Consider the following 25,839-nt stretch of genomic DNA (forward strand, 5'->3'; position numbering starts at 1 on the left):
AACAAATCATGCAAATGATACTGCGACAGCTTTTGACTTTGCAGACATTAAAATTGTATGGTCTTGTATATTAGAAGCAAAATAATTCTGTTAAAGTCACAATCAGTTTGAAATAGGATTTTCCAATACACTCTTAGGGAAAATGGAGAAAATAATGAGAAAAATTTGCCTTTTATTATCGGTTTTAACACTTACGGGCTTAAGTCATGCGGATGACAATCCATTTAAGCCAGAGCCAAAATTAAAAGATGCAAACGTTTCAACATGGAATGTAGGTGCAGGTTTTACCAAGAAATTATTACATGCCAACCTTGAATGGGTAAATCCTTATGGTATTGCCTATGCCAAAGCGGGTGCATTTTTAAATGATGACAATGAACCTGGTGGACAAGTTGGATTCCGTTATCCGTACTACCTAACTGGTACAGATAAAAATGGTTATTACCTTGGTGTCTATGCGGGGCATTTAGACAGCAGAAATTATGGTGGTAAGCAAAAGGGCAATTTGGGTGTCGGTGCTGATCTTGCTTATGTTTGGTTGAATAGCGAACGTATCAGCACATTCAGTGTGGGCGCGGGGGTACGCGAAAAAATAGAAGATGGGAATGGCAATACTGTGAAAAAATCAGAACCTGTCCTTCAGTTTTCTTATACTTTAAGTTTTGGTTTATAAGAGGAAATTAACGTTTATCCTTTTATAGGCCATCATGTATCAATAATTCAGAGAGTCATGCATGTTTGATTACGTCAATGAATTGTGGCAGATTTTTCTAAATCGACCTGACCATCTGGCAGTCTTGAGTATCATCCCTGTCACCGCCTTTGTAACATGGGCGCACGTGTGGATGGCATTGAAAATGGTATTTTACCCAATTAACTTTTGGGGATTCCATTTAGGACCATTACCTGTCGGTTGGCAAGGGATTGTGCCACGTAAAGCTGGACGTATTTCAGGCATCATTACCGATAACACTTTATCTAAACTAGGTTCATTGCGTGAGTTTTTAGAGGCAATGGACCCCGAAGATATGGCCATGATCATTGGTGAGCAAGTCGGTTTTGAGCTTGAGCATCTGATTGATGAAGTGATGATTGATCGCAATGCGGTACTCTGGGAAAACTTACCTTATTCGATTAAACGCCGTATTTATGCCCAAGCCCACAAACAATTGCCAAATACCTTAAGGGAACTTGTGACTGAGCTGACCATGAACGTCGAGTCACTGGTTGACATGCGTGAAATGGTGGTCAGCCAAATGGAAGGTGATCGCCGTTTGATGGTGCGCATGTTCTTGAAGGTGGGGCAAAAAGAAATTAACTTTATTTGGCATATCAGTGCATTAATCGGGATGTTCTTTGGTATTTTCCAGATGATTGTATGGTTTGTGGTGCCTTGGCACTGGACGGTTCCGTTCTGGGCTGCCATTTGGGGCTTTTTAACCAACTGGATTGCGATCTGGATGGTGTTTAACCCGATTGAACCGCATTATATCCGCTATCCACAGATTTTCCGCTTGACCAAAGACCGTAAATTTCCTTGGATTGTGCCAGTGTTGAAGATTGGAACTTATAATGTTCAAGGCGCATTTATGAAGCGTCAGGAAGAGGTTTCGGATGTGTTTGCCAGTGTGGTAACTGAAGATTTAATTACCTTGAAATCGATCATGACCGAAATGATGTATGGCAGTAAAAAAGACAAAACACGTCGTATTGTCAAGCGTCATATCAATGAAATCATGGAAACCCCATTGGTCAGAACCTCATTGCAGCTTTCATTAGGGCCAAGAGAGTATGCTAGACTCAAGACCGACTTGATTGATCGCTCAATTGAAATTACCATGGGACCAGTATGTGACCCAGCTCTGAATGCAAGTCGCGCGCAGAAGATCTTTCAAATGTTTAGAGACCGCATCCGTGAACTAACACCGAAAGAGTTCCAGAACCTATTGCGTCCTGCGTTCCAAGAAGATGAGTGGATCTTGATTGTACTGGGTGGAGTAACTGGTTTCTTTGCTGGTTTAATTCACTTATTTGTTGCTTTCTTATAATTAATTTGATGTTGGTTGAGTGATAAGTCTGTATGATATTGCTCAATTTAAGATTTATTGTTTTTAAATGAGGATGTTCTTTTATGCGCATTATTTTACTCGGACCACCTGGGGCAGGCAAAGGTACTCAAGCTCAGTTGATCTGTAAGCGCTACAATATCCCACAAATTTCAACCGGTGATATGCTCCGTGCTGCAATTCGTGAAGGTACTGAACTTGGCTTAAAAGCGAAAAGCGTCATGGAGTCAGGTGGTTTGGTCTCTGATGAGCTGATTATTGGCTTGGTTAAAGAACGTATTGCTCAGCCCGACTGTGAAAATGGTTGTATCTTTGACGGTTTCCCACGCACAATTCCACAAGCTGAAGCTTTAGAAACAGCTGGCATTAGCATTGATCACGTGATTGAGATTGCTGTACCTGACGAAGAAATCGTGCAACGTCTTTCTGGTCGTCGTCAGCACCCTGCATCGGGTCGTGTTTATCACATCGTTTACAACCCACCAAAAGTGGAAGGTAAAGATGATGAAACAGGTGAAGACCTTGTGCAACGTCCTGATGACCAAGAAGAAACGATTCGTAAGCGTCTCGGCTCTTACCATAGCGAAACTGAGCAATTGGTTGGCTTCTATCAAGGTCGTGCTGCTTCAGGTGAAAATGCTCCGACTTATGACAAATTAGATGGTTTACGTGCAATCGAAAACGTTCAAGCTGATCTTTTTGCAATTTTAGATAAATAATTTAGTTTTTGATAAAACTGCCTTATGTTTACATAAGTCAGTTTTTTTTATACCAATAATTATCTGCGACATAACATGTCGCCCTATCAGATTAAATGATATAAAAACTGAGTGAAAAAAGTTATATTTCATTCAAGTGTGCAATTTAAAAATATTGAAACTTAGAATTATTTTAAAGGGTTAATTATGTTGCTGACGATTCAGTCTGATCAAATAGAACAAATTATTCCAGATACAAGTTCAGCAAAATCTGCTAAGAAGTTAGCGAAATTTGAAGCATGGAATAATATCTCAGCTTCGACAGATCATTGGATTTGGGGAGAAATTCAAGGGAGCGCGATTTATCAAAGTGCAATCTTTTTACCTGAACTTAAATGTGAATGTAGTTGTCCGAGTTTTAAGCGGCCTTGTAAACATGCCTTAGCATTATTATTTGTCTATTCCGAGTATCAAGATAAATTTATTGTGCAATCAGATGAACAAAACATACCTGATCGAGTACAAAAATGGCGCGATAAAAAAACCAAAACGCTTGAGAAAAAAGAAAATAAAATTGATAAACCAATTGATGAAGAAGCACGTGCCAAACGCCAGTCGGCACGTGAAAAAAAAATGGATGCAGGTATTGAAGCATTACAAACATGGCTAAATGATATTGTAATCATGGGGCTAGGGCGGTTACGTCAACAACAGCAGGAAAAATTTCGAGATATCCAAAGCCGTTTGGTCGATGCACAAGTTGCTGGTTTAGTCAGTTATTTAGATGAATTTTCTAGTGCCTTATATCAAACTGATTGGCAATTACAAAGTTCATTTTGGTTGGCTAAACTACAAACAGCTGTTGATTTATGGCAAAACCGGCAGCGGCTTCAGCCAGAACTATATGAAGAATTAAAACAGCTCTTTGGTATTAATTTACCGACAGATGCATGGGATAACATCCCAACTCAGGTGCTGAGTTTGTATGCATTGGGACAAGTGACGCAAGAACTGGTCAACACCCGTGGACGTTATCGTCGTCAATGGTTATGGGATAGTGAAAAGCTATGCGATTATCTGCTATTGGATTTCGAAATTCCCCCTTATTCCAACTTCGGTTTAACCTTACCTTACCAAAAACATTTGTCTTTAACTGCCAAACTTTATCCCGGTGTGAGCCATCAACGTCTGCGTTTAGAAGATAGTTTATTGTCGTTTACTAATGTGAGCCAGACGCTTGTTGCACCGAAGGGATTTACCAATTTTGATCAGGCTTTTGCTCAATACGCCAATAACTTGAAACAGCACCCTTTGCAGTTAGTACGCTTTTTTTGGCTGGAGCAATTGCGGTTAGTAAAGTGTGATAAAACGATTTATTTGGTCGATCAGGATCAAAAGATGTGTGAGGTTGAAATTAAGCAATTTGTTGAGTTGTGGTTTTTAGTTGGGGCAGAATCATTTAGTGCTGGCATAGAGTGGAATGGGTTACAGCTTAAACTTGTAAGTATTTGGCAAGGAGGGCATTTTGAATGTGTTTAAACGCATCGTACAATGATTTTAATCAACAGTTACTTCTCAAACTGACTCTGGGACAGCAATTTAAACAGACTCTAAAAATTCCTGATGTACTACAGACTTATGTACCTAAACAGATTGATTCAGCGCAAGATTTGTTAGTCTTGAATCAATACTGGATGTTCATGCAACACGCAGGTTATCAAGCGAGAACGGTGCCTGAAACGGTGCAAAAGAGTTTGAATAAGATTGAGCAGCTACAACATGAAAAGCAACTGGATAATGAGCTGATTCAAATTTTGAAATGGATTGTTGGGCAAGAATCGCCATTTTTGTATCAGGATTGGGTTAATCAAATATTGAAACTTGCTCAACAGCAGCAGCAAGTGATTCCTCGTTATTTAGTTTTGAAAGTGTTACCTCTATGTCGAAACCCAGTGTTATTGGCATCTATTTTACCTGAGTTTGCATTTCAAGGAGATGTTACAACACGCTTGGATGATGCTAAACGAGTTTGGAAATATTTGAAACAACAAGATTCGGCACCATTGGTCCGCCAGCTATTGAAATCAAAAAATAGCGATTGGTCATTGTGGATGAGCCAGTTGTGCAGTCAATTACCTCACTTTATTGATCAACATATTGCGGAGTTTTGGTCACAATCAATTCAGCAAAATCATTTGCAAAGTCAAGCTGAAAGTCTAGTGCTGTACAACCTGCCGATTAAGCAATTTGAAGCGTTATATCGGCATGTGAAAACACTAGAACCACAAAATGCGGCTACAGTGCGCAAGAATGCTGCATTAACTTTTTATTTATACTATCCAGATAATGTACTTTATGGTGAGATTATCGCACTGCTACGTACCTGTTTAAGCTACGATGCTCGGGCGAGAAAAGTTAAATATAATATTAATTTAGATCAAGATGATGCACTCAATGATTATGGTTTCTTTGATCGAGAAGCTAATTTGGTCGAAAGCCGTAAAAATTTAAAAGCGGTTTATCAAAGTGCTCAAATTGAACAGGCTTACCAAGCCTTTTGTGAAAGTTCACAAGGTGTCTTCTATCTCACAAGAGTTTTGATTCAATTGCCACTCGCATATTGGTTAGAAGTATTTGGCACTTGGGATCATCTACTCTCATTGCATTCACAACAGAGAGAGCAGATTTGGAATGCTTTTGTAACATGCTGTTATCGAGAACAACGCCATGATTTAGCGTTATGGTTTTACCAACATCAAACCCAATGGTGTGAAGCTGTGACGACATCCAGTGGGAACAGACTTGAACGTGAGTTGGTCTTTGGTTTACTACATCAAGAGCAAGCAATTGGATGGTTATTAAAACAATTAGATCTGCATTATCAACAGCAAAATTTAGAGCATTTTTATTTTGTGTTTCAACACGCTAAAGTCTTGCATCAAGATCGGAACATCACAGAAATGGCAGCGGTGTTACTTCAGCATGTATATGCAACTTTAGATTTGCAACAGGATCAGAAAAAATTTGAATTATTAAAAGAGCGGGCACAATGGCTGATTTTGGAAGCTTATCCAATTGACTTCAGTGGCTTACAAGCTCTTTTTTCTATTTCCGAATGGAAACAACTGATTCAATTTAATCAGTACAAACAAAAAATTATTGCGTAATGATCAATAAATCATAAATTAGGATAATCACCATGTCTCAACAAGTTTTACGTGCCCGCGCAGAACAACAGTTTTCTCATGAATTAGATGCATTAAAAGCACATGACAATTTAATGAAGCCTCCACAATGGCAACTTTCGCCGAAAGCGGTCGTGGATTATTTATTAGGAACCACCTTGGCTGATGGTACGGTGATTTCACCTAAATATATTGGTAATCGCCGTTTGATAGAAATTGCAGTCGCAACCTTGGCGACTGATCGTGCACTGTTATTATTAGGGGTGCCAGGTACGGCGAAATCATGGGTATCTGAACATTTGGCAGCTGCCATTTCGGGAAATAGTGCATTATTGATTCAAGGTACGGCTGGAACCAGCGAAGATACTTTGCGTTACAGCTGGAACTATGCCCAACTTTTGTCTAAAGGTCCGAGCGAAGATGCTTTGGTCAAAAGCCCTATGTTGCGTGCGATGCAAGAAGGTAAGATCGCCCGTGTAGAGGAGTTAACACGTATTCCTGCAGATGTCCAAGATACTTTAATCACTCTACTTTCTGAGAAAAATTTACCTGTTCCTGAGTTGGGGATTGAGTATCAAGCCATACAGGGTTTTAGTGTGATTGCCACTGCTAATAACCGTGACAAGGGGGTAAATGAGCTTTCTTCGGCATTAAAACGTCGTTTTAATACCGTTATTTTACCGCCACCAGCGACCATTGCAGAAGAAGTAGAAATTGTACAAAAGCGTGTTCAATCTTTAGGTCAAAGTTTACAACTTCCTGAGATTCAACCTTTAGATGCTCAAATTCAAAAACTAGTCACAATTTTTAGAGAATTACGACATGGTCAAACTTTGGATGGAAAACAAAAACTAAAAACCACTACGGGGACCTTATCAACTGCAGAAGCTATTTCAGTCATGAGTCACGGTTGGGTAATGGCTGGACATTTTGGCTCTGGTAATTTAACTGATCATGAATTAGCAGCAGGTCTACAAGGTGCTGTCTTAAAAGATCCTGTCCAAGATATTGTGCCTTGGAAAGAATATATTGAAACCGTGATTAAACAGCGTGAGGGTTGGCAAGATCTATATCGTGCTTGTCGTGACTTAGAATAATGCATGTTGAATAAATAGCTGGAAGAATAAGGATAAAAAGATGTTGCATATTCTCGGTATTCGTCATCATGGCCCTGGTTCCGCACGCAGCGTGTGTAATGCTTTGGCTTTAATTCAACCTGATTGTATTTTGATTGAAGGGCCTCCTGATGCGAATACAATTATCAGCCAATTGCAACATACTGATTTTAAACCACCTGTAGCGTTGCTGTTGAATACTCCTGTACAAAAAGAAGTGCGATCACAGGCGGTATTCTATCCTTTTGCTGAGTTTTCCCCAGAGTGGCAAGCCTTGCAATACGCGATACGGCATCACGTCGATGTAACGTTTATGGATCTTCCTGTGCAACATCGTTTTGCATTAGAAAAGCAATGGGCAGAGCAACATCTGGCGCAAGCTTCAGCAGATGAACAAGAACGAGTAGATGCTGATGTATTTGAGTTAAACACACAATTGCCAGATCAAACTGCGCAGAATATGGAACAGCATTATCTTTCTATTCGCCAAGATCCGATCCAACTTTTGGCAGAACAGTCTGGGTATCAAGACAGTGAGCGTTTTTGGGAGCACCTAGTCGAATTACAGCCACATGCAGGACAAATGTTTGCTGCAATTACAGATGCAATGGCGGCTTTACGTGATTATTTGCAAACACAACAACCTGAAAACTGTAGTAGTGAAGAGCAATTACTTGAGCAATATCGTGAAGCCTATATGCGTAAAGTCATTAGACAAGCAGAGAAACAAGGCTATCAAAATATTGTGGTGATTTGTGGAGCTTGGCATGCACCTGTATTGGCGGATTTAAAGGCATACAATAAAATCGATACGGCATTGCTCAAAGCTTTGCCTAAAGTTAAGGTTGAGGCAGCGTGGATTGCGTGGACACATGGGCGTTTGAGCCGAGACAGTGGTTATGGCGCAGGCGTAAAAGCTGTGGGATGGTATACCCATTTATGGAAGCACTACCAACAAGCCTTGAATGGAGATGTGGATGGTGAAAAAATTACCATAGATTGGTTAAGTCAATTTGCACAAGCGTTACGCCAAGCAGGGCATGATGCTTCAAGTGCTCAGATTATTGATGCAGTGCAATTGATTCAATCTTTATTGCAATTACGTGGACGACGTATCCCTGATTTGGAAGATTTATTTGAGGTGATTCGCTCGGTCTTGAATCACGGCCTAGATATTCCACAACCTATTTTATCTAAATTACTTGAAGATGAGCAGTTGGGGCAAGTGCCTGATGAATGGATTGAGTTGCCAATTCAAAAAGACTTTTTACAGCAGGTGAAATATTTCCGTTTGAAGCTTGATGCGCCACATCGAGAAATTAGTCTGGATTTGCGTGAAAAATTCGATCTGGCAAAAAGTCAATTTTTACATTGCGTGAAATTATTAGGTCTTGCTTGGGCTGAGTTAACTGGAACAGGATCAAAGCAAGGCAACTTTAAAGAAATGTGGCAGTTGTCTTGGCAGCCTGAAAGTAGTTTATATCTGAATGAAATGTCATTGTGGGGCAATAGCATTCAGTTGGCGACACAAAGCTATTTAGAAAATCAGATTAGACAATGTGAAGATGTGGCACAGATTGCACAATTGATTGAAAGTATTTTATTGTCTGGACTAGATCAAAGTTTAAATCTGGCTTTGGATAAATTGAATGAACTCACTACTCAGCATCAAGATCCAAGTATTATTTTAGCTACTTTAAAACCCCTGATTGCTGCCATTCGTTATGGCAGTGTTCGTCAGTTTTCAATGCAGCATTTACTTCAAGTAGTAGAACATTTAGCAATTCGGTTAATGTTAAGTTTACCGAGTTATTGTGTACAGTTGAATGCTGAAATGGCACAGCAGTTTGCTCAACAACTACAAACTCTATATGAGCTTTTAGAACAATTACAACAAGATGAATTGTTGCAGCTTTGGCAAGATACCTTGTATCAGTTATTGCAATTACAACAGATGCAAGGCTATTTGCATGGTTGCTGTGTGCGTTTAGCACGAGAACAACAGTTAATTGAGGTCGAGCAAACACAAGGATTTTTGTCTCGTGCTTTATCGATTGGGCAAACTACAGACTATAGTGCAGCATGGTTTGAAGGTTTTTTGACACATCAAGCGTTGTTATTGATTCATGAGCAAAGCCTTTGGGATACGGTAAGCCAATGGGTTAACCAATTACAAGAGCAACAATTTATTGAATTGTTGCCAATTCTAGCAAGAACGGCCTCAAGTTTTAGTCCAGCTGAGGCACAGCAGTTGATTCAGAAAGTGACTCAAAAATCGACCTTCGTCAAACAAGATATTAATAGCTTAGATATTGTACGCGCTCAAACCGTGTTGAATGAAATTTATGCGTATTTACAGCCTGTGGCTGTAGAAGGGTAAGTGACGATATGAATGAAGAAATGATTTCTTTAGCGCAGCAAGAGCTCTCTGAACAGGAACGACGTTGGCGTTTGATTTTAGGGCAAGCCCCAAATTCGACGACGCATTTACCCAATTGGTCGGTACAAGATAGCAAAATGCAAGCATGCCTGAATGAGCTCTATCAGACACAACAGCCCAATCGTCGTGGTGGTTTGGGGCATTCTAGTCCTAGAGTGGCGCAATGGTTGGGTGATATTCGCCAGTATTTCCCATCTTCTGTGGTGAAAGTCATTCAAAAAGATGCTTTAGAACGTTTGAATCTACAACAAATGTTATTAGAACCTGAATTGTTGGCGAGTGTAGAAGTCGATATTCATTTGGTTTCAACTTTGATTTCACTCAATCATTTAATGCCTGAAAAAACCAAAGAAACTGCACGTATTGTGGTACGCCAGTTAGTGGAACAGTTGGAAAACCGTTTAAAACAGCCATTACAGCAAGCGATTCGAGGGAGTATCAATCGTTCAGCGCATACACGCCGCCCTAAACGCATGCAAGATATTAATTGGCAACGAACCATTCAAGCCAATCTCAAGCATTGGCAAGAAGATTTTAAAACGATTATTCCACATGAGTTACATGGGCATCCGCGTCAACAAACCGCTTTAAAAGACATTGTACTGTGTGTTGATCAAAGTGGTTCGATGGCACCTTCAGTGATCTATTCCAGTGTCTTTGCTGCCGTTATGGCCAGTATTCGCGCAGTTAATACCCAAATGATTGTATTTGATACTGAATTAGCTGATTTAACCCCTTTACTAGAAGATCCTGTCGATGTGTTATTTGGCACGCAGTTGGGTGGGGGAACAGATATTGCCAAAGCGATTAAATATTGCCGTAGTAAAATTACCCGCCCAGAACAGACTATATTTATTCTAATCAGTGATTTGTGTGAAGGTGGAGATGCTAAGCAAATGCTCAAACAAGTTGCTGAAATGTTAGAGAGTGGCGTGCAGGTAATTACGCTACTGGCATTGTCTGATGATGGTGCACCTTGGTACGATACTCAACATGCACAGATCTTTGCTGATATGGGTATCCCAACTTTTGCCTGTACTCCAGATCAATTTCCTGAGTTAATGGCAACTGCAATTGAAAAACGAGATATTCATGCATGGTATGCAAGCCTGAAAATCTGACATAATAGAAACTGAGGATTACGTTACGGTATACAAGTCGAAACGTGTAAGTTGATTGAGGGTGTTTCTTTGCTGAAAATTATTTTGATCGTGGTGGTAATTTTAAGTTTAGCTTTATTGTTGTTTTTATTGTATCAAAGCCAAAAAATGTTGCGTCATGTACAGCAGCAACAGGCCTTAGAAAATAAAAAACATGGTAAAGCTCGCCAGTTACATCCAAAGCTACAGCAGCATAAAAAACCTCAGGATTAACTGAGGTTTTTTATTGCAATAGCTTTATGGGCACCAAATTCAAATCGATCAGGCCAGTTGCAGACATCGGAAACGATACATTCGCCACACTTCGGTTTACGTGCAATACAGCAATAACGCCCATGCAAGATTAACCAGTGATGCGCATCAATAATAAATTCTTTCGGAATCACTTTAATTAAACGGTCTTCTACTTCTAGAACATTTTTTCCAACCGCAAGTCCAGTACGATTACCCACACGGAAAATATGAGTATCGACTGCCATGGTCGGTTGACCAAAGGCGGTATTGAGTACCACATTCGCCGTTTTACGCCCAACACCAGGGAGGGCTTCCAGCTCTTTACGTGTTTCTGGAATTTGACCTTGATATTGATCGACCAAGATTCGACAGGTTTTAATCACGTTTTCAGCTTTAGAATTATATAAGCCAATGGTCTTGATATATGATTTTAAGCCATCAATTCCGAGGTCTAAAATGGCTTGAGCTGTATTGGCAACAGGATAGAGTTTATCTGTGGCTTTATTCACACTGACATCGGTTGCTTGAGCAGAAAGCAACACAGCAATCAGGAGTTCAAAAGGAGAAGAGTAGTTCAGCTCAGTCTGAGGGTTCGGTCTTTGTTCACGCAAACGTTCAAAAAAAGTCTGAATCTGCTTTTTGGTCATATTCTTTACGGGCATTTAGATGTCCTGCAATTCATTTAAACGTTGTTGTAAAGTAAGTAACTGTGCTTGTTTGGATTCATCCGCACGGACGCTAAGCTGCTTTTCGAGCTTTTTGATTTGCGTGCGTAGCTTGGCAAGTTCAATCGTGGTTTTAGCATCCAGTGTGGGACTGTCTTTGGGTTTGTCTACGAGTTTAATCACGGGCACATTGTTTTGTGATTGTGAAAATTGAGCAAAGAACTCCACATCAATTTCAGCGCGTACAATGGGCCCTTTGCGACTTAAGCGACGTTTTTCTTCACGTTGAATATGGGCGTAATAGCGATGTCTTAAATCATCCTGTTCAGCCGTACGTTGCGCTGTTGTTGGTAAAGGTCGCATATCTGCTACCAGATCAATACAATCGACAGGACAAGGTGGAATACATAATTCACAACCGGTACACAAGTCAGTCAAAATGCTGTGCATTAATTTGCCACTGCCAATAATCGCATCGACGGGGCAGGCACTAATACATTTGGTACAGCCAATACATTCATCTTCGCGAATCACTGCTTTGATACGTTGCGGTCGACCGTCGAGTTGAATCTCCCAAACACTGCTTTCGGCAGTCAGTTGTGGTCGATCTAATAAAGCTGCCAATGCATCAGCAACAGGTTGTCCGCCAGGCACACATTTATTTGCTTCTTCACCTTCTGCAATGGATTTTGCATAAGGTAAGCAGCCATCACGATGCCCGCATAAACCACATTGCGTCTGTGGTAAGAGTTGGTCGATTTGGACAATAAGCGCGTGTTGTGCAGTTGGGGACATGTATCGAGAGTGAAGCAAAAAACAGGGAGCTTAGTATAGCAAATAAAGCTTTAACACGGCGAAGCAATCTAAAAAGATGTCAATTACTTGGGTATTTTAATGCTTAAAAATGGTGCTAATGATGAAATTTTTTAGTGCATTTTTGTCTATAAATTAGACTGTTCCTCTTCTTTGTAATGAAGTTCTGCGATTCACTGATATGCTTTTACTTGTATTTATTATATAAATAACGAACATTTTTTGATTTAAGATCATGATTTTAATTGATAAAAAGAGTTAAGCATAAAAATAATATTGTGATGAAATAGTAATCTGTATTTAATAGATGCAAAATTCTATTTTGGTGCATTTTTCGCACCAAGATAAACCATAGACTCGGGGGTGAATGTTGAAATACGATAGCTTAAATGACTTTCTGGATTATGTTAAAGCTAGAGATCCATATCAACCTGAATTTTTACAAGCAGTCGAAGAAGTGATGACCAGCTTGTGGCCATTCATTCAGAAGAATCCTAAATATGCACAATATGGTTTGTTAGAGCGATTGGTTGAACCTGAGCGCGCTATTCAGTTCCGTGTCTCATGGATGGATGATCAGGGGCAAACCCATGTCAATCGTGGTTTCCGTGTCCAATACAATTCAGCGATTGGCCCCTATAAAGGAGGAATGCGCTTCCATCCTTCAGTGAATTTATCTATTTTAAAATTTTTAGGGTTTGAACAAACCTTTAAAAACTCGTTAACGACTTTACCGATGGGTGGAGGCAAAGGCGGTTCAGATTTTGATCCTAAAGGGAAGTCTGAAGCAGAAATCATGCGGTTTTGCCAAGCATTGATGCTGGAGTTGTATCGTCATCTTGGTTCAAATACGGATATTCCTGCTGGAGATATTGGTGTCGGTGGCCGTGAAGTTGGCTATATGACGGGGATGATGAAGAAGTTAAGTAACGACACATCATGCGTATTTACTGGCAAGGGTATTTCATTTGGCGGGTCACTGGCTCGCCCTGAAGCAACAGGTTACGGTACGGTTTATTTTGCTGAAGAAATGCTAAAAACCCGTGGTGATAGTTTTGCCAATAAAACGGTATCAATCTCAGGTTCAGGTAATGTGGCGCAATATGCTGCCGAAAAGGCCATGTTCTTAGGCGCTAAAGTGGTAACCTTATCGGATTCGAACGGCACGGTCTATTTAAAAAATGGATTTAGCAAAGCCTTGCTTGATGAAGTGATGGAACTGAAAAATGTTCAACGTGGGCGTATGTCAGCGTTTGCATCAAAGCACGGTTTTGAATATTTCGAGGGTAAAACCCCATGGCATATTCCAGTCGATATTGCTCTGCCATGTGCAACGCAAAACGAATTAAATGCCGAAGATGCAGTAACGCTATTGGCAAATGGGGTGATTTGTGTGGCAGAAGGCGCCAATATGCCATCTACACTTGAAGCTGTTGAAAAATTTATTGCAGCAAAAATTCTGTATGCGCCAGGTAAAGCATCGAATGCAGGTGGCGTAGCAACCTCTGGTCTGGAAATGTCGCAGAATGCCAATCGCTTGGGTTGGTCTTTTGAACAGGTGGATGAACGCTTACATGCGATTATGAAAGAGATTCATCGTAACTGTGTTAAATACGGTACTCAGGAAGATGGTACGATCAATTATGTTGATGGAGCGAATATTGCGGGTTTTGTAAAAGTTGCCGATGCCATTCTCGCGCAGGGTATTTATTAAAAATCTCCCTCAAACCCTCTGTATTAAAGAGGGGTTGCCATAAAAAAATCCGATGTCAAAGCATCGGATTTTTTTATTTCTAAATGAAATTATGGTTTTTTCACAATCTCTTGCTCAACAACCATATCGAGTACGTCTGCAATGCTTGATTGGTCAGCAGCAGGGTTTTTAATGTCAAAACGTTTAACACGTACAATCACACGTTGTTGTGGGTTGTGCTCAAAACCTTCGATTTGACCATAGTACAATGACCAGTTTTTATCTGCGTAAGTTTTTAAGCCTTTGTCATCGTATTTGATTTCACGAACTTGCATACAGGTTTGTGGTGCAACACCTGTGCATGATTTAGTTTCTGGCGAAATTTCTAAGAAAACAGTTTTACCTTCAGACTGGTATTTTGCTTCAGGTGTCATTTTACCAACGAAAGTATATTTTTGACCTTTGGCATCAGCAAGTACTAAAGTCGGTTGCTCTAGGTTAGTTGCATTCACTTCAAACGCGATTTGACGTTTTTGTAGAAGCTCACCTGCAAACTGTTCTTGTTTCATTAAGGCTGGTTCACATGCCATTAATGTTGATGCACCATCACCTGTCGCGATCAAACCATTTTCAATTTTCCATGAGGTATTTAAGCGGTTACAACCTGTGTCTACAGATAAACGATCGTTGCCCAAGAAGCTTAATACGATAGGACGTTTGGTATCAGCAGGTTGATATGACCAAGTGTAGTTGGTTAACACGTTGCTATTTGTCACTTTTGCACCTGTAAATACATGTTTTTGACCTTTGCTATCCGTCACAGTCAAGATGGCTTGACCATTCACTGTGCTGACTTCAAATGGTACTTTTTTCTCGCTGAAGATGTCAGCAGATAAGCGTTCTTGCTGCATTAAATCATCAGCACAAGCCATCATGGTTGATACAAGCGGAGAGGTAACAATCTTATTGCCTTCAACTGCCCAAGTACCACCTTGGTTGTTACAGCCAGTTTGGATTGCAAGTTTTTGGTCAGCGTTAAAAGATAAAACTAAAGGCTTAGATGCCTTTGAACCTTGGTAAGTCCAATTATATTCAGTTAAGTTTTTTGCAGCAGTTGTATTAATTTGAGAAATTACATTATCAGTCACATTTTGCACAGTTTGGCACGCCATTAAAGAAAGCGGAAGTAATGCAAGAACTAAATATTTGATTTTCATATTCAAAACAACGATAAATAAATAACAGACATAAGCTTAAAGTATTCTTAAAAAGAGAACATGGTAACCGTTTAGGAATTAAGTTCGTTAAATGTTTCTATTTGTAAAATTTTTGAAAAATATAGTAGATTTATAGGCTTGGCGTTATTTTGCGCAAGCCTATTTTATTATTCTGTGATGCAGTTGGTTATTTAATCAAACCGATAAATATCCATCCCCAAAGAACCCATCGAGAAGCTGCTATGTACGATATTGAAACGATGGCCTGTACCCATCGCAAAGAAGAGCGGTGCAAGATGCTCAAGGCTCGGGTGATTACGCTCAATATAAGGTAAAGATGGCCAATCTAGTACCGCATCATAGTCTTGATGACTGAGTTTGCTGACAATGGTATTGCGAAAAGTACTGGCCCATGCGGGTACATCGGCATTGGCTTGCCATGATAGTTCCGCAAGGTTATGGGTGATACTCCCAGAACCGATCAGTAAAATTTGCTGCTCACGTAATGGGGCGAGCACTTTTCCGATCTCGTAGATACCATCTGCATTCATTTGCGTTGGTAATGAAATTTCAATCACTGGAATATCTGCATCTGGATACATGTGTAATAGTGGCATCCAAACGCCATGATCCCGAGGACGGGTACTATTGGCATGTGCTGAAATACCAGCTTCGGCGAATAAAGTTAATATTTCTTCTGCCAGTTTTGGTGCACCTGGTGCAGGGTAGCGGATATTGTAGAGTTCAGGAGGGAAACCACGGAAGTCATGCCAAGTTTCTGGGCGTGTTGAGGTATTCACTTCTAAGGCTTGGCTTTCCCAATGCGCTGACATGACGATAATTGCTTGAGGTTTAGGTAAGTTGCTACTCAGGCGATACAGTGCAGGACCCACTTGTTCTGGATCAAGTGCCAACATGGGCGAACCATGAGAAATAAATAATCCGGGTAAAGTTTGTAAGTCCATAAATAAACACCTGAAAGGGAATACACTGTTATCCTGACAAATTCAGTACCGCAATGATAGCCCTTAAAATTCAACATATTGTTCTATAATCAGAACGATTTTAAGCTCGATGATAAGGGTGATTATGATTGATGCTCATTGCACGATACAATTGTTCAATTAAAAGAATACGAACCATTGGATGTGGCATGGTGAGCTTTGACAGTGACCAGTGCCAAGCGGCAGCTTTACGCACCGCTTCGGAATGCCCATCAGGCCCTCCAATCGCAAGAGCAATATCATTGCCTTCGAGCATCCATTGTTTCATGCTGTCGGCTAATTTTTCCGTACTCAGCTCACGACCACCCACCTCTAGAGCGATTAAAGTCTCATTGGGTTTGAGTGCATTTAAAATGCTGTCACCCTCAATTTGGCAGTATTTTAAAATATCGGCCTCAGAGTCATTTTTGCCACGCTTTGCCATTGGAAGTTCAATCACCTGAGTCTGTACAAAGGGTTGGATACGTTTGAAATAATCTTCAAAACCAGTTAGCACCCAAGCCGGCATTTTTTGACCAATGGTAAGAATGCGAATTTTCATAAGCGTGTTTGATTAAAGAAATGACCACTATTATAAACACTGTTATAGGTTCATGGAGGAACAGCATAATTTATCTAGTCAGAAAAAATACAAAAAGTAGCACCCACCACACATAAAAAACGCAGCTCAAAATGCGTATGAGCTGCGATCAAAGTGCCATCCGTCTGGAGTTCGGATGACGCTAAAATGAGTTCAGAGTCAAATTTAGCCTTTGTTTTTATCGACTCTATTTTATTATGCAAGATATTGGTTATTTTTCAACCGTATTATGTAACAAAAAAAGAGAGCCGAAGCTCTCTTTTATGTCCAATCATTTACTGATTAGTGACGTGCTGCTTTTGCATCTTCGACGGGTTTTACAATCGGCGTCTTTGGCAAAGGCTTTGGTGTATCTGTCAGTGCTAAAGGTAGAATTTCATCAATGCTTTTCACTGCTTTGATTTCTAATCCTTCTTTTACATTGTCAGGAATCTCAGCCAAATCACGCACGTTATCTTGTGGAATAAACACCAGTTTGATTCCACCGCGGTGAGCTGCAAGAAGTTTCTCTTTTAAGCCACCAATACGCATCGCGCGACCACCAAGACTCGTTTCACCAGTCATGGCAATGTCTGGACGAATCGGAATACCTGTAAATGCCGATACAAGGGCAGTGGTCAGTGCTAAACCAGCAGATGGACCATCTTTTGGTGTTGCACCTTCAGGTAAGTGAACGTGGACATCTGTTTCTTCGAAACGAGATGATTCAATTCCCAATTCATCGGCACGGGTACGAACGACAGTCATCGCAGCGGTGATCGATTCTTTCATTACATCACCGAGTGAACCCGTGGTAATGAATTTACCTTTACCTTTTACTGCTGCAACTTCGATAGTGAGTAACTCACCACCTACTGAGGTCCAAGCCAAGCCATTGACACGACCTACTTGTGCTTCATCTTCTGCAATACCAAAGTCAAATTTATGTGGACCTAAGTATTCGGGAAGATTGGCAGAAGTGACGTCAATCTGTAAGTTTTTAGACTTTTTGCTGACCGCCTCTTTTACGACTTTACGGGCAATTTTAGAGACTTCACGTTCTAAGCTACGAACACCGGCTTCACGTGTATAACGTTGTACGATGTCGCGGATTGCTTCCTCATGAACGGTCAGCTCTTTTGTACGTAGACCATTGTTCTTAATTGCTTTTGGAACAAGGTAGCGTTCAGCAATATTCACTTTTTCATCTTCGGTATAACCCGGTAGACGAATCACTTCCATACGATCCAGTAAGGCTTCAGGAATATTCATACTGTTCGCTGTACAGATGAACATGACTTCTGAAAGGTCAAGATCAAGATCTAAATAATGGTCATTGAACTTACTGTTTTGTGATGGATCAAGGACTTCAAGCAATGCAGAAGCTGGATCACCACGGTAGTCTTGTGCCATCTTGTCGATTTCGTCGAGCAAGAACAATGGGTTCTTCACCCCAGCTTTCGTCAATGATTGCACGATTTTACCTGGCATCGCACCAATATAGGTACGACGGTGACCGCGGATTTCTGCTTCGTCGCGAACACCACCCAGTGCCATACGGACAAACTCACGACCTGTTGCTTTGGCAACTGATTCACCCAGAGATGTCTTACCAACACCTGGAGGGCCGACTAAACATAGGATCGGACCTTTGAGTTTTTTAACACGAGACTGGACTGCCAAGTATTCTACAATACGATCTTTAACGTCATCTAAGCCGTAATGATCTGTATCTAGAATTTCTTGTGCTTTGGCAAGATTAATACTAACTTTGCTCGCCTTATTCCAAGGCGTATCTAAAATCACTTCTAGATAGTTACGAACCACAGCAGCTTCACTAGATGCTGGTTGCATTGCCTTAAGCTTTCGGAATTCTGCTTCAGCTTTTTTGCGTACGTGTTCAGGTAAATCTGCTTCTGCAAGACGTTTTTCGATTTCGGCAACGTCATCTTCAGCACCGCCATTCATGTCGGAAAGTTCACGTTGAATGACTTTCATTTTTTCATTTAGAAAGTATTCACGTTGGTTCTTTTCCATTTGACGTTTTACGCTGTCATGCAGAGTCTGTTCAATTTGCTGTTCAGCAGATTGATTCATCAAATAGCTCATTAACTCTTGCAAATGATCTTCAAATTCGTCGTGCTCTAAAAACTTTTGTTTCACTTCAATATTTAAAGGCACACGAGTTGCAACGAAGAACATCAATTGCAATAAGTCTTCGATTTTATTTGCTGCTGCAACGAGTTCACGTGCATTACGTAGTTTCGCTTCTGCATACTGAGCGAATAGAGTACGTAATTCATTTAAGCGAGTCTCTTGGGTCTCTTGGTCCAAAGGCAATGTCATTGGGCTTAAATGATGTTCAGCTGTTAAGTATTCTTCGCCATCAATAATGCGTTCAAGCTTAGAACGATGTAGGCCTTCAATCAGTACTTTGATACAGTTTTCATCATTTTCATGATTCACAACTTGTACGATTTTAGCCACAGTTCCATATTGATAGAGGTTGTCGTGATCAATTTCTTCTGTGAGCGAATCTTTTTGCGCAACTACAAATACTAAATTGTCACTGTTACGAGCCACATCCACTGCATTGATCGATTTTTCACGACCCACGAATAGCGCGATTTGCATGTGTGGATAAACCACAACATCACGTAACGCTAATAGTGGTAATACACTTGGAACCTGTGGCTCTAAGCTTGTTTCATTATTTAAAATATATTCAGACATGGGCACTCCTAATGAGTGACAACGGTGTTGCCATGTTTTTATAGTGATGTGCATTTAAAAAAATACAAGGGGTTGGGGAGAGAAAATATAAAAAAAAGACTAAATTACTCAAGATTCATTGCGGAAATAAGAAAAATAACTTGCTAAGAGCTGAAATAATAAAACTTTTTAGGGCTTAGTAATCCGTGTAAAGGTTGATCCCATGTTTGTCTTAGTAGTGGACCATCCACATATTGAAAGGCATGGGCAAGACCGAGACGATAGGGATAGTGTTTGGCTGTTGATAAAGTCCGATCATAATAACCGCCGCCCATACCGATGCGCGTTCCTAAATGATCACAGGCCAATAATGGCATAATGAGTAGCTCTAAATGCGAGACATGTTTTCCTCGACTAGCCATCGGTTCTTTCATCCCGAGTGGGTGATGGGAAAAACGTCTATTTAGGTATTGTTTCGAACTTACTTTTACCCAAACTAAATTCTGATTCATATTGCAAATCATCGGTAAAAACACTTGTTTCTTTTGCTGAAAACAAAGTTTTATCAATTTATCAGTATGTATCTCTCCAAAGGCATGTAAATAAAGTCCAACTCTTGATGCAGCTTTAAATTTAGGTAATCGTCGAAGTAGACGCAGAACTTGTTGTTCAGCCTGTTTTTGTTGGTAATGTGAAAGTTGCCTTCTTTCTGAGCGAAGTTGTTTTCTTAATGAGTTTAATGTATGGCTCATAAGGATAAAAAAACTAGTTTTGATAAAACAATCATACTTGATTTATGTCGTAAATTCTAAAAGCAAAGATCCTGTTATTTATAAGTAAAATTTCAAATTTATAGTATTATTTGTATTTTTTCTAATAAATGAGAATTCAATAATTTATTCCAATAATTAAAGGGGATTTTAGATATTGAATATTATTTCGCTATAGATTATAGAGCTATTATTCTATTTTTCACGTTCTTTATAAAATAAAACAAAACGAAAACAAAATAAAACATTTTTAGTTTTTTGTGATTTAAATCATGTATTTGATTAATAAGTTTTTTTGTAAATATGAGAGATATGTCTCATATTTTTAATCTCAATATTTACATAATCTTTACCAATTTACTCGATTTTATTAGCATCCGCGACTCTTTTTTGGCACCGAAACTAAAAATGCTGATTGGCATTTTTAGACCATCAATAACTGTAGTAATGATCTGAGAATTTTTATGAATAAAGTCTATAAAGTGGTTTGGAATGCATCAATTGGCGCATGGGTTGCAACATCTGAACTGGCAAAAAGTAAAACAAAAACCAAATCAAAAGTTCTCAATTTATCTGCTGCAGTTTTAGTTGGAGCTGTTTCGTTCTCTTCAAATGCTCTTGCAGGGACAGTTCTGGGAAATGGGAATAGTACTCCGAGCAAGTGTAATAATTCTGGTTCTGTCATTGTTGGTGGCGGAAATACCCAATCTTGTGCCAATAGCGACTTTGCAATTGCTGTGGGTAATGATGTGCAATCTACCGGTCGAGGCTCGATTGCGATTGGGAGTGGTTCTAGAGCTGAGTCTAGACAACCAAACCTAGATGGAAAAGGGGCAATTGCGATTGGTAATGATGCCATTGCTTATGGCGATAACTCAGTTGCAATTGGTGGGCAAGCAAGTACAACAGAAGATTTTACGGTTTCATTTGGACATAAGAAAGGTGATCCTAAATATTATCAAGGTAAAGAACAAGGCACTTGGGCTGACGATAGATTTTTGAGAATCACCAATATTGCAGAAGGCGTTAAAGATAATGATGCAGTTAATGTTTCGCAGCTTAAGAGTGCTGTAGCGGAAGCAAAAACGCATTATGTGAGTATTAATGATAACGGAACTAAAGGTGGCAACTATGAAAATGATGGTGCTAAGGGCCGTAACTCAATTGCTGTTGGGGTAGATGCGAGCACAACAGGTTATGATGCCGTTGCAATTGGTTCACAAGCAAAAGGCGCAGGCGTTGGTGCAATTGCAGTGGGCAATACAAGTGAAACAGTGGGTAGTGGTGACGTCGCAATTGGGCGAAATGCATCAACTAAAGGTGCAACAGGTATATCTAGTAATCAATCGATTGCAATTGGTGACCAAACCAAAGCCATCGGTGATCAATCCATTGCCATTGGTGCAGATGTTATTGCTCGTGGTAACTCATCAGTCGCAATTGGTGGTGATGACGTTGATAAAATTGCTCGTGATGCCGAATTAAGTCAAAAATATACTGAGATCACAGGCGGAAAATTACAAGCTGGAAAGTATCCAACCACCGAAGCGAATCACGGCTCAACTGCAGTTGGTGTACAGGCTGTTGGTTCAGGTGCATTTGCATCGTCTTTTGGTATGACTTCTAAAGCGACAGGTGATGCTTCATCTGCATTTGGTGTGATGTCAAATGCCGCAGGTAAAGGTGCTTCTGCATTTGGCGCCGTTGCGCAAGCAACAGGTGATGGTGCATCGGCAATGGGTATTAACTCACTTGCTTCTGGGAATAATTCAACTGCAATTGGTTCTGGTAATAAACCAGGTGAAGGTGCGACTGCAACGGGTAATGGGGCTGCTGCTGTAGGTAGCAATGCCAAAGCAACTGGGGATAGTTCTGCTGCAATTGGTAAAGGTGCTGAAGCAAGCAATGAAAATGCTGCTGCAGTTGGTGGTGGTGCGAAGGCAACAGGTAAAAACTCAGCTGCGATTGGTGGTGGTGCAATTGCAGACCAAGAAAATGCAGTTGCAGTTGGCCAAGGTGCACAATCAATGGTTGTTGGTGGTGTTGCTTTAGGTGCTCGCAGTCGTGTCGAAGCTGAAAATAGTGTTGCATTGGGTCAGGATGCGGTTGCAACTGAAGCAACAGGCAACTCTTTCTTAACGAATCGTGATGCATCTATGTCGAATGGTGTTGTGTCAGTCGGTTCTGTTGGTAAAGAACGCCGTATTACCAATGTTGAAGATGGTTCTGCTGATTCAGATGCAGTGACCGTACGTCAGCTTAAAAATGTTGATTCTCGTGTTAATGATAATGCTCAAAATATCACTAATAATGTCAAAAACATTACGAATTTGAATCAAAAATTAGATGACACCAAAACTGATTTAGGCAACCAAATCACGGAGACCAACAACAAGTTAAACGACACCAAAGATCAGTTAACGACTCAGATTACAGATACCAAGACTGAGTTAAACAATACGATCAATAACACCAAAACAGAACTCAACACCAAGATTGACAACACCAAGACTGAGTTGGAAAACAAAGGTCTAAACTTTGCAGGTAATGCAGGTGCTGATGTACATCGTAAGTTGGGTGATAAGTTAAACATCGTGGGTGGTGCTGATGCTGCGACAGCAGAAGACAAAACCAGCGGTGAAAACGTGATTACCCGTACTACGGCTGATGGCATCAAAGTTGAATTGTTGAAAGATGCGAAGTTTGACAGCATCACCACTGGCGATACGCTATTAAACGACAAAGGTGTGACCATTAAAGATGGTCCAAGTATCACCAAAGATGGTATCGATGCGGGTAATAAAGTCATTAGCAATGTTGCTGATGGTAAAGATGGTAAAGATGCAGTCAATGTTGATCAGCTAACCAAAGTAAAAGATGGTTTAGATGGCAAGATTACTGATACCAATACCAAGTTAGATGATGCGAAGAAAGACTTGGGTAACCAAATTACAGATACCAAGACTGAGTTAAACAATACGATCAATAACACCAAAACTGAACTCAACACCAAGATTGACAACACCAAGACTGATTTAGAAAACAAAGGTCTAAACTTTGCAGGCAATGCAGGTGGAGATGTGCATCGTAAGTTGGGTGATAAGTTAAATATCGTGGGTGGTGCTGATGCTGCGACAGCTGAAGACAAGACCAGCGGTGAGAATGTGATTACCCGTACCACAAAAGATGGTATCAAGATCGAGTTGTTAAAAGATGCGAAGTTTGACAGCATCACGACTGGCGATACGGTATTAAATGACAAAGGTGTGACCATTAAAGATGGTCCAAGCATCACCAAAGATGGTATCGATGCGAGTAATAAAGTCATTAGCAATGTTGCTGATGGTAAAGATGGTAAAGATGCGGTGAATGTTGACCAGTTAACCAAAGTTAAAGATGGTTTAGATGGCAAGATTACCGATACCAATACTAAGTTAGATGATGCGAAGAAAGACTTGGGTAACCAAATTACGGATACCAACAACAAGTTGAATGACACTAAAGATCAGTTAACGACTCAGATTACAGATACCAAGACCGAGCTCAACAATACGATCAACAACACCAAAACTGAACTGAACACCAAGATTGACAACACCAAGACTGAGTTGGAAAACAAAGGTCTAAACTTTGCAGGTAATGCAGGTGCTGATGTACATCGTAAGTTGGGTGAAAAGTTAAACATCGTGGGTGGTGCTGATGCTGCGACAGCGGAAGACCAGACCAGCGGTGAGAATGTGATTACGCGTACCACTAAAGATGGTATTAAGGTCGAGTTGTTAAAAGATGCGAAGTTTGACAGCATCACCACTGGCGATACGGTATTAAATGACAAAGGTGTGACCATTAAAGATGGTCCAAGCATCACCAAAGATGGCATCGATGCGGGTAATAAAGTCATTAGTAATGTTGCTGATGGTAAAGATGGTAAAGATGCAGTCAATGTTGATCAGCTAACCAAAGTCAAAGATGGTTTAGATGGTAAGATTACCGATACGAATACTAAGTTAGATGATGCCAAGAAAGACTTGGGTAACCAAATTACGGATACCAAAGATCAGTTAACAACTCAGATTACAGATACCAAGACTGAGCTCAACAATACGATCAATAACACCAAAACAGAACTCAATACCAAGATTGATAACACCAAGACTGATTTGGAAAACAAAGGTCTAAACTTTGCAGGCAATGCAGGTGGAGATGTGCATCGTAAGTTGGGTGAGAAGTTAAACATCGTGGGTGGCGCTGATGCAACAACAGCAGAAGACCAGACCAGTGGTGAGAATGTGATTACCCGTACCACTAAAGATGGTATTAAGGTCGAGTTGTTAAAAGATGCGAAATTCGACAGCATCACCACTGGTGATACGGTATTAAATGACAAAGGTGTGACCATTAAAGATGGTCCAAGCATCACTAAAGATGGTATCGATGCGGGTAATAAAGTCATTACGAATGTTGCTGATGGTTCAATTGCCAAAGGTTCTAAAGATGCAGTGAATGGTGGTCAGATTCAGAACATTTCTGAAAGTATCAAGAGCAGCATTGGTGGAAACACAACGGTTAATCCAGATGGCAGTATTAGCACCAACAACGTTGGTGGTACAGGAAAAGACAACATCAATGATGCAATCAAATCAGTTGATGACAAAGTCACCAATGGCGTAAATGACTTGACCAACAAAGGTCTAAACTTTGCAGGTAATGCAGGTGGAGATGTGCATCGTAAGTTGGGTGATAAGTTAAACATCGTGGGTGGTGCTGATGCTGCGACATCGGAAGACCAGACCAGCGGTGAGAATGTGATTACGCGTACCACTAAAGATGGTATCAAGATCGAGTTGTTAAAAGATGCGAAGTTTGACAGCATCACCACTGGTGATACGGTATTAAACGACAAAGGTGTGACCATTAAAGATGGTCCAAGCATCGCCAAAGATGGCATCGATGCGGGTAATAAAGTCATTAGAAACCTTGCTGATGGTTCAATTGCCAAAGGTTCTAAAGATGCAGTGAATGGTGGTCAGATTCAGAATATTTCTGAAAGCATCAAGAACAGCATTGGTGGAAACACAACGGTTAATCCAGATGGCAGTATTAGCACCAACAACGTTGGTGGTACAGGAAAAGACAACATCAATGATGCAATCAAATCGGTTGATGACAAAGTCACCAATGGCGTAAATGACTTGACCAACAAAGGTCTAAACTTTGCAGGTAATGCAGGTGGAGATGTGCATCGTAAGTTGGGTGATAAGTTAAACATCGTGGGTGGTGCTGATGCTACGACATTGGAAGACCAGACCAGCGGTGAGAATGTGATTACGCGTACCACCAAAGATGGTATCAAGATCGAATTGTTAAAAGATGCGAAATTCGACAGCATCACGACTGGCGATACGGTATTAAATGACAAAGGTGTGACCATTAAAGATGGTCCAAGCATTACTAAAGATGGCATCGATGCGGGTAATAAAGTCATTACGAATGTTGCAGATGGTAAAG

Annotated in this window: 18 protein-coding genes; 11 read left to right on the forward strand and 7 right to left on the reverse strand. The window is 40.4% G+C overall.

Features of this window, described 5'->3' with window-relative positions; all coding sequences use genetic code 11:
- Nucleotides 1–154: 154 nt before the first annotated feature.
- The 9 genes from V6E90_RS19275 to V6E90_RS19315 all read left to right on the forward strand — a co-directional run bounded on the left by V6E90_RS19275 (nt 155) and on the right by V6E90_RS19315 (nt 10,877).
- Nucleotides 155–673, forward strand: a complete 519-nt coding sequence (locus V6E90_RS19275) for a hypothetical protein (RefSeq protein ID WP_016541311.1) — start codon at nt 155–157, stop codon at nt 671–673.
- 61 nt (nt 674–734) lie between these two features.
- Nucleotides 735–2,048 (forward strand): membrane protein, encoded by a 1,314-nt coding sequence (locus V6E90_RS19280; RefSeq protein WP_004652140.1) that lies wholly within the window; start codon nt 735–737, stop codon nt 2,046–2,048.
- Nucleotides 2,049–2,131: 83 nt separating this feature from the next.
- On the forward strand, nt 2,132–2,785 hold the full coding sequence (gene adk / locus V6E90_RS19285; protein WP_004801251.1) for an adenylate kinase: 654 nt from the start codon (nt 2,132–2,134) through the stop codon (nt 2,783–2,785).
- A gap of 186 nt (nt 2,786–2,971) precedes the next feature.
- A complete protein-coding gene (locus tag V6E90_RS19290) occupies nt 2,972–4,303 on the forward strand; it encodes an SWIM zinc finger family protein (RefSeq protein ID WP_023271512.1) in 1,332 nt (443 codons plus the stop codon).
- Nucleotides 4,294–5,931, forward strand: a complete 1,638-nt coding sequence (locus tag V6E90_RS19295; protein WP_023271513.1) for a hypothetical protein — start codon at nt 4,294–4,296, stop codon at nt 5,929–5,931. The genes V6E90_RS19290 and V6E90_RS19295 overlap by 10 nt, the downstream gene beginning before the upstream one ends.
- Nucleotides 5,932–5,963: 32 nt before the next feature.
- Complete coding sequence (locus V6E90_RS19300; protein ID WP_023271514.1) at nt 5,964–7,046, forward strand: ATP-binding protein; 1,083 nt, start codon at nt 5,964–5,966, stop codon at nt 7,044–7,046.
- A 40-nt stretch (nt 7,047–7,086) separates the two neighbouring features.
- Entirely contained in the window at nt 7,087–9,444 is a 2,358-nt protein-coding gene (locus V6E90_RS19305) for a DUF5682 family protein (protein WP_332606218.1), read from the forward strand.
- Between the two features lie 8 nt (nt 9,445–9,452).
- Nucleotides 9,453–10,625 carry a VWA domain-containing protein gene (locus V6E90_RS19310; RefSeq protein WP_065343359.1) on the forward strand — a complete coding sequence of 391 codons (1,173 nt, stop codon included), beginning with the start codon at nt 9,453–9,455 and terminating at the stop codon, nt 10,623–10,625.
- 69 nt (nt 10,626–10,694) lie between these two features.
- Nucleotides 10,695–10,877: a hypothetical protein gene (locus tag V6E90_RS19315; protein WP_016541317.1), complete on the forward strand. Its 183-nt coding sequence runs from the start codon at nt 10,695–10,697 to the stop codon at nt 10,875–10,877.
- Here the strand turns inward: V6E90_RS19315 and nth are convergent.
- Together nth and V6E90_RS19325 are read right to left on the reverse strand one after the other, a co-directional pair.
- The gene (nth, locus tag V6E90_RS19320; protein WP_016541318.1) at nt 10,874–11,560 is read right to left on the reverse strand and encodes an endonuclease III; all 687 of its coding nucleotides are present in this window, start codon (nt 11,558–11,560) and stop codon (nt 10,874–10,876) included. The genes V6E90_RS19315 and nth overlap by 4 nt on opposite strands.
- Complete coding sequence (locus V6E90_RS19325) at nt 11,561–12,376, reverse strand: RnfABCDGE type electron transport complex subunit B (RefSeq protein ID WP_262757600.1); 816 nt, start codon at nt 12,374–12,376, stop codon at nt 11,561–11,563.
- Between the two features lie 367 nt (nt 12,377–12,743).
- Here V6E90_RS19325 and gdhA point away from each other — a divergent pair, with 367 nt between their 5' ends.
- Nucleotides 12,744–14,090 (forward strand): NADP-specific glutamate dehydrogenase, encoded by a 1,347-nt coding sequence (gdhA, locus tag V6E90_RS19330; RefSeq protein WP_332606219.1) that lies wholly within the window; start codon nt 12,744–12,746, stop codon nt 14,088–14,090.
- An 89-nt stretch (nt 14,091–14,179) separates the two neighbouring features.
- Here gdhA and V6E90_RS19335 read toward each other — a convergent pair whose 3' ends face one another.
- The 5 genes from V6E90_RS19335 to V6E90_RS19355 all read right to left on the reverse strand — a co-directional run bounded on the left by V6E90_RS19335 (nt 14,180) and on the right by V6E90_RS19355 (nt 20,313).
- Nucleotides 14,180–15,286: an META and DUF4377 domain-containing protein gene (locus V6E90_RS19335; RefSeq protein WP_262757602.1), complete on the reverse strand. Its 1,107-nt coding sequence runs from the start codon at nt 15,284–15,286 to the stop codon at nt 14,180–14,182.
- A gap of 191 nt (nt 15,287–15,477) precedes the next feature.
- Complete coding sequence (locus V6E90_RS19340; protein ID WP_016541322.1) at nt 15,478–16,251, reverse strand: DODA-type extradiol aromatic ring-opening family dioxygenase; 774 nt, start codon at nt 16,249–16,251, stop codon at nt 15,478–15,480.
- Between the two features lie 100 nt (nt 16,252–16,351).
- Nucleotides 16,352–16,831, reverse strand: a complete 480-nt coding sequence (rlmH, locus tag V6E90_RS19345; protein ID WP_332606220.1) for a 23S rRNA (pseudouridine(1915)-N(3))-methyltransferase RlmH — start codon at nt 16,829–16,831, stop codon at nt 16,352–16,354.
- 321 nt (nt 16,832–17,152) lie between these two features.
- Complete coding sequence (gene lon / locus V6E90_RS19350; RefSeq protein WP_332606221.1) at nt 17,153–19,582, reverse strand: endopeptidase La; 2,430 nt, start codon at nt 19,580–19,582, stop codon at nt 17,153–17,155.
- Nucleotides 19,583–19,725: 143 nt separating this feature from the next.
- On the reverse strand, nt 19,726–20,313 hold the full coding sequence (locus tag V6E90_RS19355; protein ID WP_332606222.1) for a 5-formyltetrahydrofolate cyclo-ligase: 588 nt from the start codon (nt 20,311–20,313) through the stop codon (nt 19,726–19,728).
- Nucleotides 20,314–20,795: 482 nt separating this feature from the next.
- Here V6E90_RS19355 and V6E90_RS19360 point away from each other — a divergent pair.
- A partial coding sequence (locus tag V6E90_RS19360; RefSeq protein ID WP_332606223.1) for an ESPR-type extended signal peptide-containing protein occupies nt 20,796–25,839 on the forward strand: 5,044 nt, incomplete at its 3' end.

The sequence above is a fragment of the Acinetobacter sp. ESBL14 genome (assembly GCF_036668815.1).
GTDB classification, from domain to species: Bacteria; Pseudomonadota; Gammaproteobacteria; order Pseudomonadales; family Moraxellaceae; genus Acinetobacter; species Acinetobacter gyllenbergii.

Bases quoted from the DNA above. Each gene is read 5' to 3' on its own strand.
- V6E90_RS19275 (WP_016541311.1), top strand. From the start codon at position 155: ATGAGAAAAATTTGCCTTTTATTATCGGTTTTAACACTTACGGGCTTA.
- V6E90_RS19280 (WP_004652140.1), top strand. From the start codon at position 735: ATGTTTGATTACGTCAATGAATTGTGGCAGATTTTTCTAAATCGACCT.
- adk (WP_004801251.1), top strand. From the start codon at position 2,132: ATGCGCATTATTTTACTCGGACCACCTGGGGCAGGCAAAGGTACTCAA.
- V6E90_RS19290 (WP_023271512.1), top strand. From the start codon at position 2,972: ATGTTGCTGACGATTCAGTCTGATCAAATAGAACAAATTATTCCAGAT.
- V6E90_RS19295 (WP_023271513.1), top strand. From the start codon at position 4,294: ATGTGTTTAAACGCATCGTACAATGATTTTAATCAACAGTTACTTCTC.
- V6E90_RS19300 (WP_023271514.1), top strand. From the start codon at position 5,964: ATGTCTCAACAAGTTTTACGTGCCCGCGCAGAACAACAGTTTTCTCAT.
- V6E90_RS19305 (WP_332606218.1), top strand. From the start codon at position 7,087: ATGTTGCATATTCTCGGTATTCGTCATCATGGCCCTGGTTCCGCACGC.
- V6E90_RS19310 (WP_065343359.1), top strand. From the start codon at position 9,453: ATGAATGAAGAAATGATTTCTTTAGCGCAGCAAGAGCTCTCTGAACAG.
- nth (WP_016541318.1), bottom strand. From the start codon at position 11,560: ATGCCCGTAAAGAATATGACCAAAAAGCAGATTCAGACTTTTTTTGAA.
- gdhA (WP_332606219.1), top strand. From the start codon at position 12,744: ATGTTGAAATACGATAGCTTAAATGACTTTCTGGATTATGTTAAAGCT.
- V6E90_RS19335 (WP_262757602.1), bottom strand. From the start codon at position 15,286: ATGAAAATCAAATATTTAGTTCTTGCATTACTTCCGCTTTCTTTAATG.
- V6E90_RS19340 (WP_016541322.1), bottom strand. From the start codon at position 16,251: ATGGACTTACAAACTTTACCCGGATTATTTATTTCTCATGGTTCGCCC.
- rlmH (WP_332606220.1), bottom strand. From the start codon at position 16,831: ATGAAAATTCGCATTCTTACCATTGGTCAAAAAATGCCGGCTTGGGTG.
- lon (WP_332606221.1), bottom strand. From the start codon at position 19,582: ATGTCTGAATATATTTTAAATAATGAAACAAGCTTAGAGCCACAGGTT.
- V6E90_RS19355 (WP_332606222.1), bottom strand. From the start codon at position 20,313: ATGAGCCATACATTAAACTCATTAAGAAAACAACTTCGCTCAGAAAGA.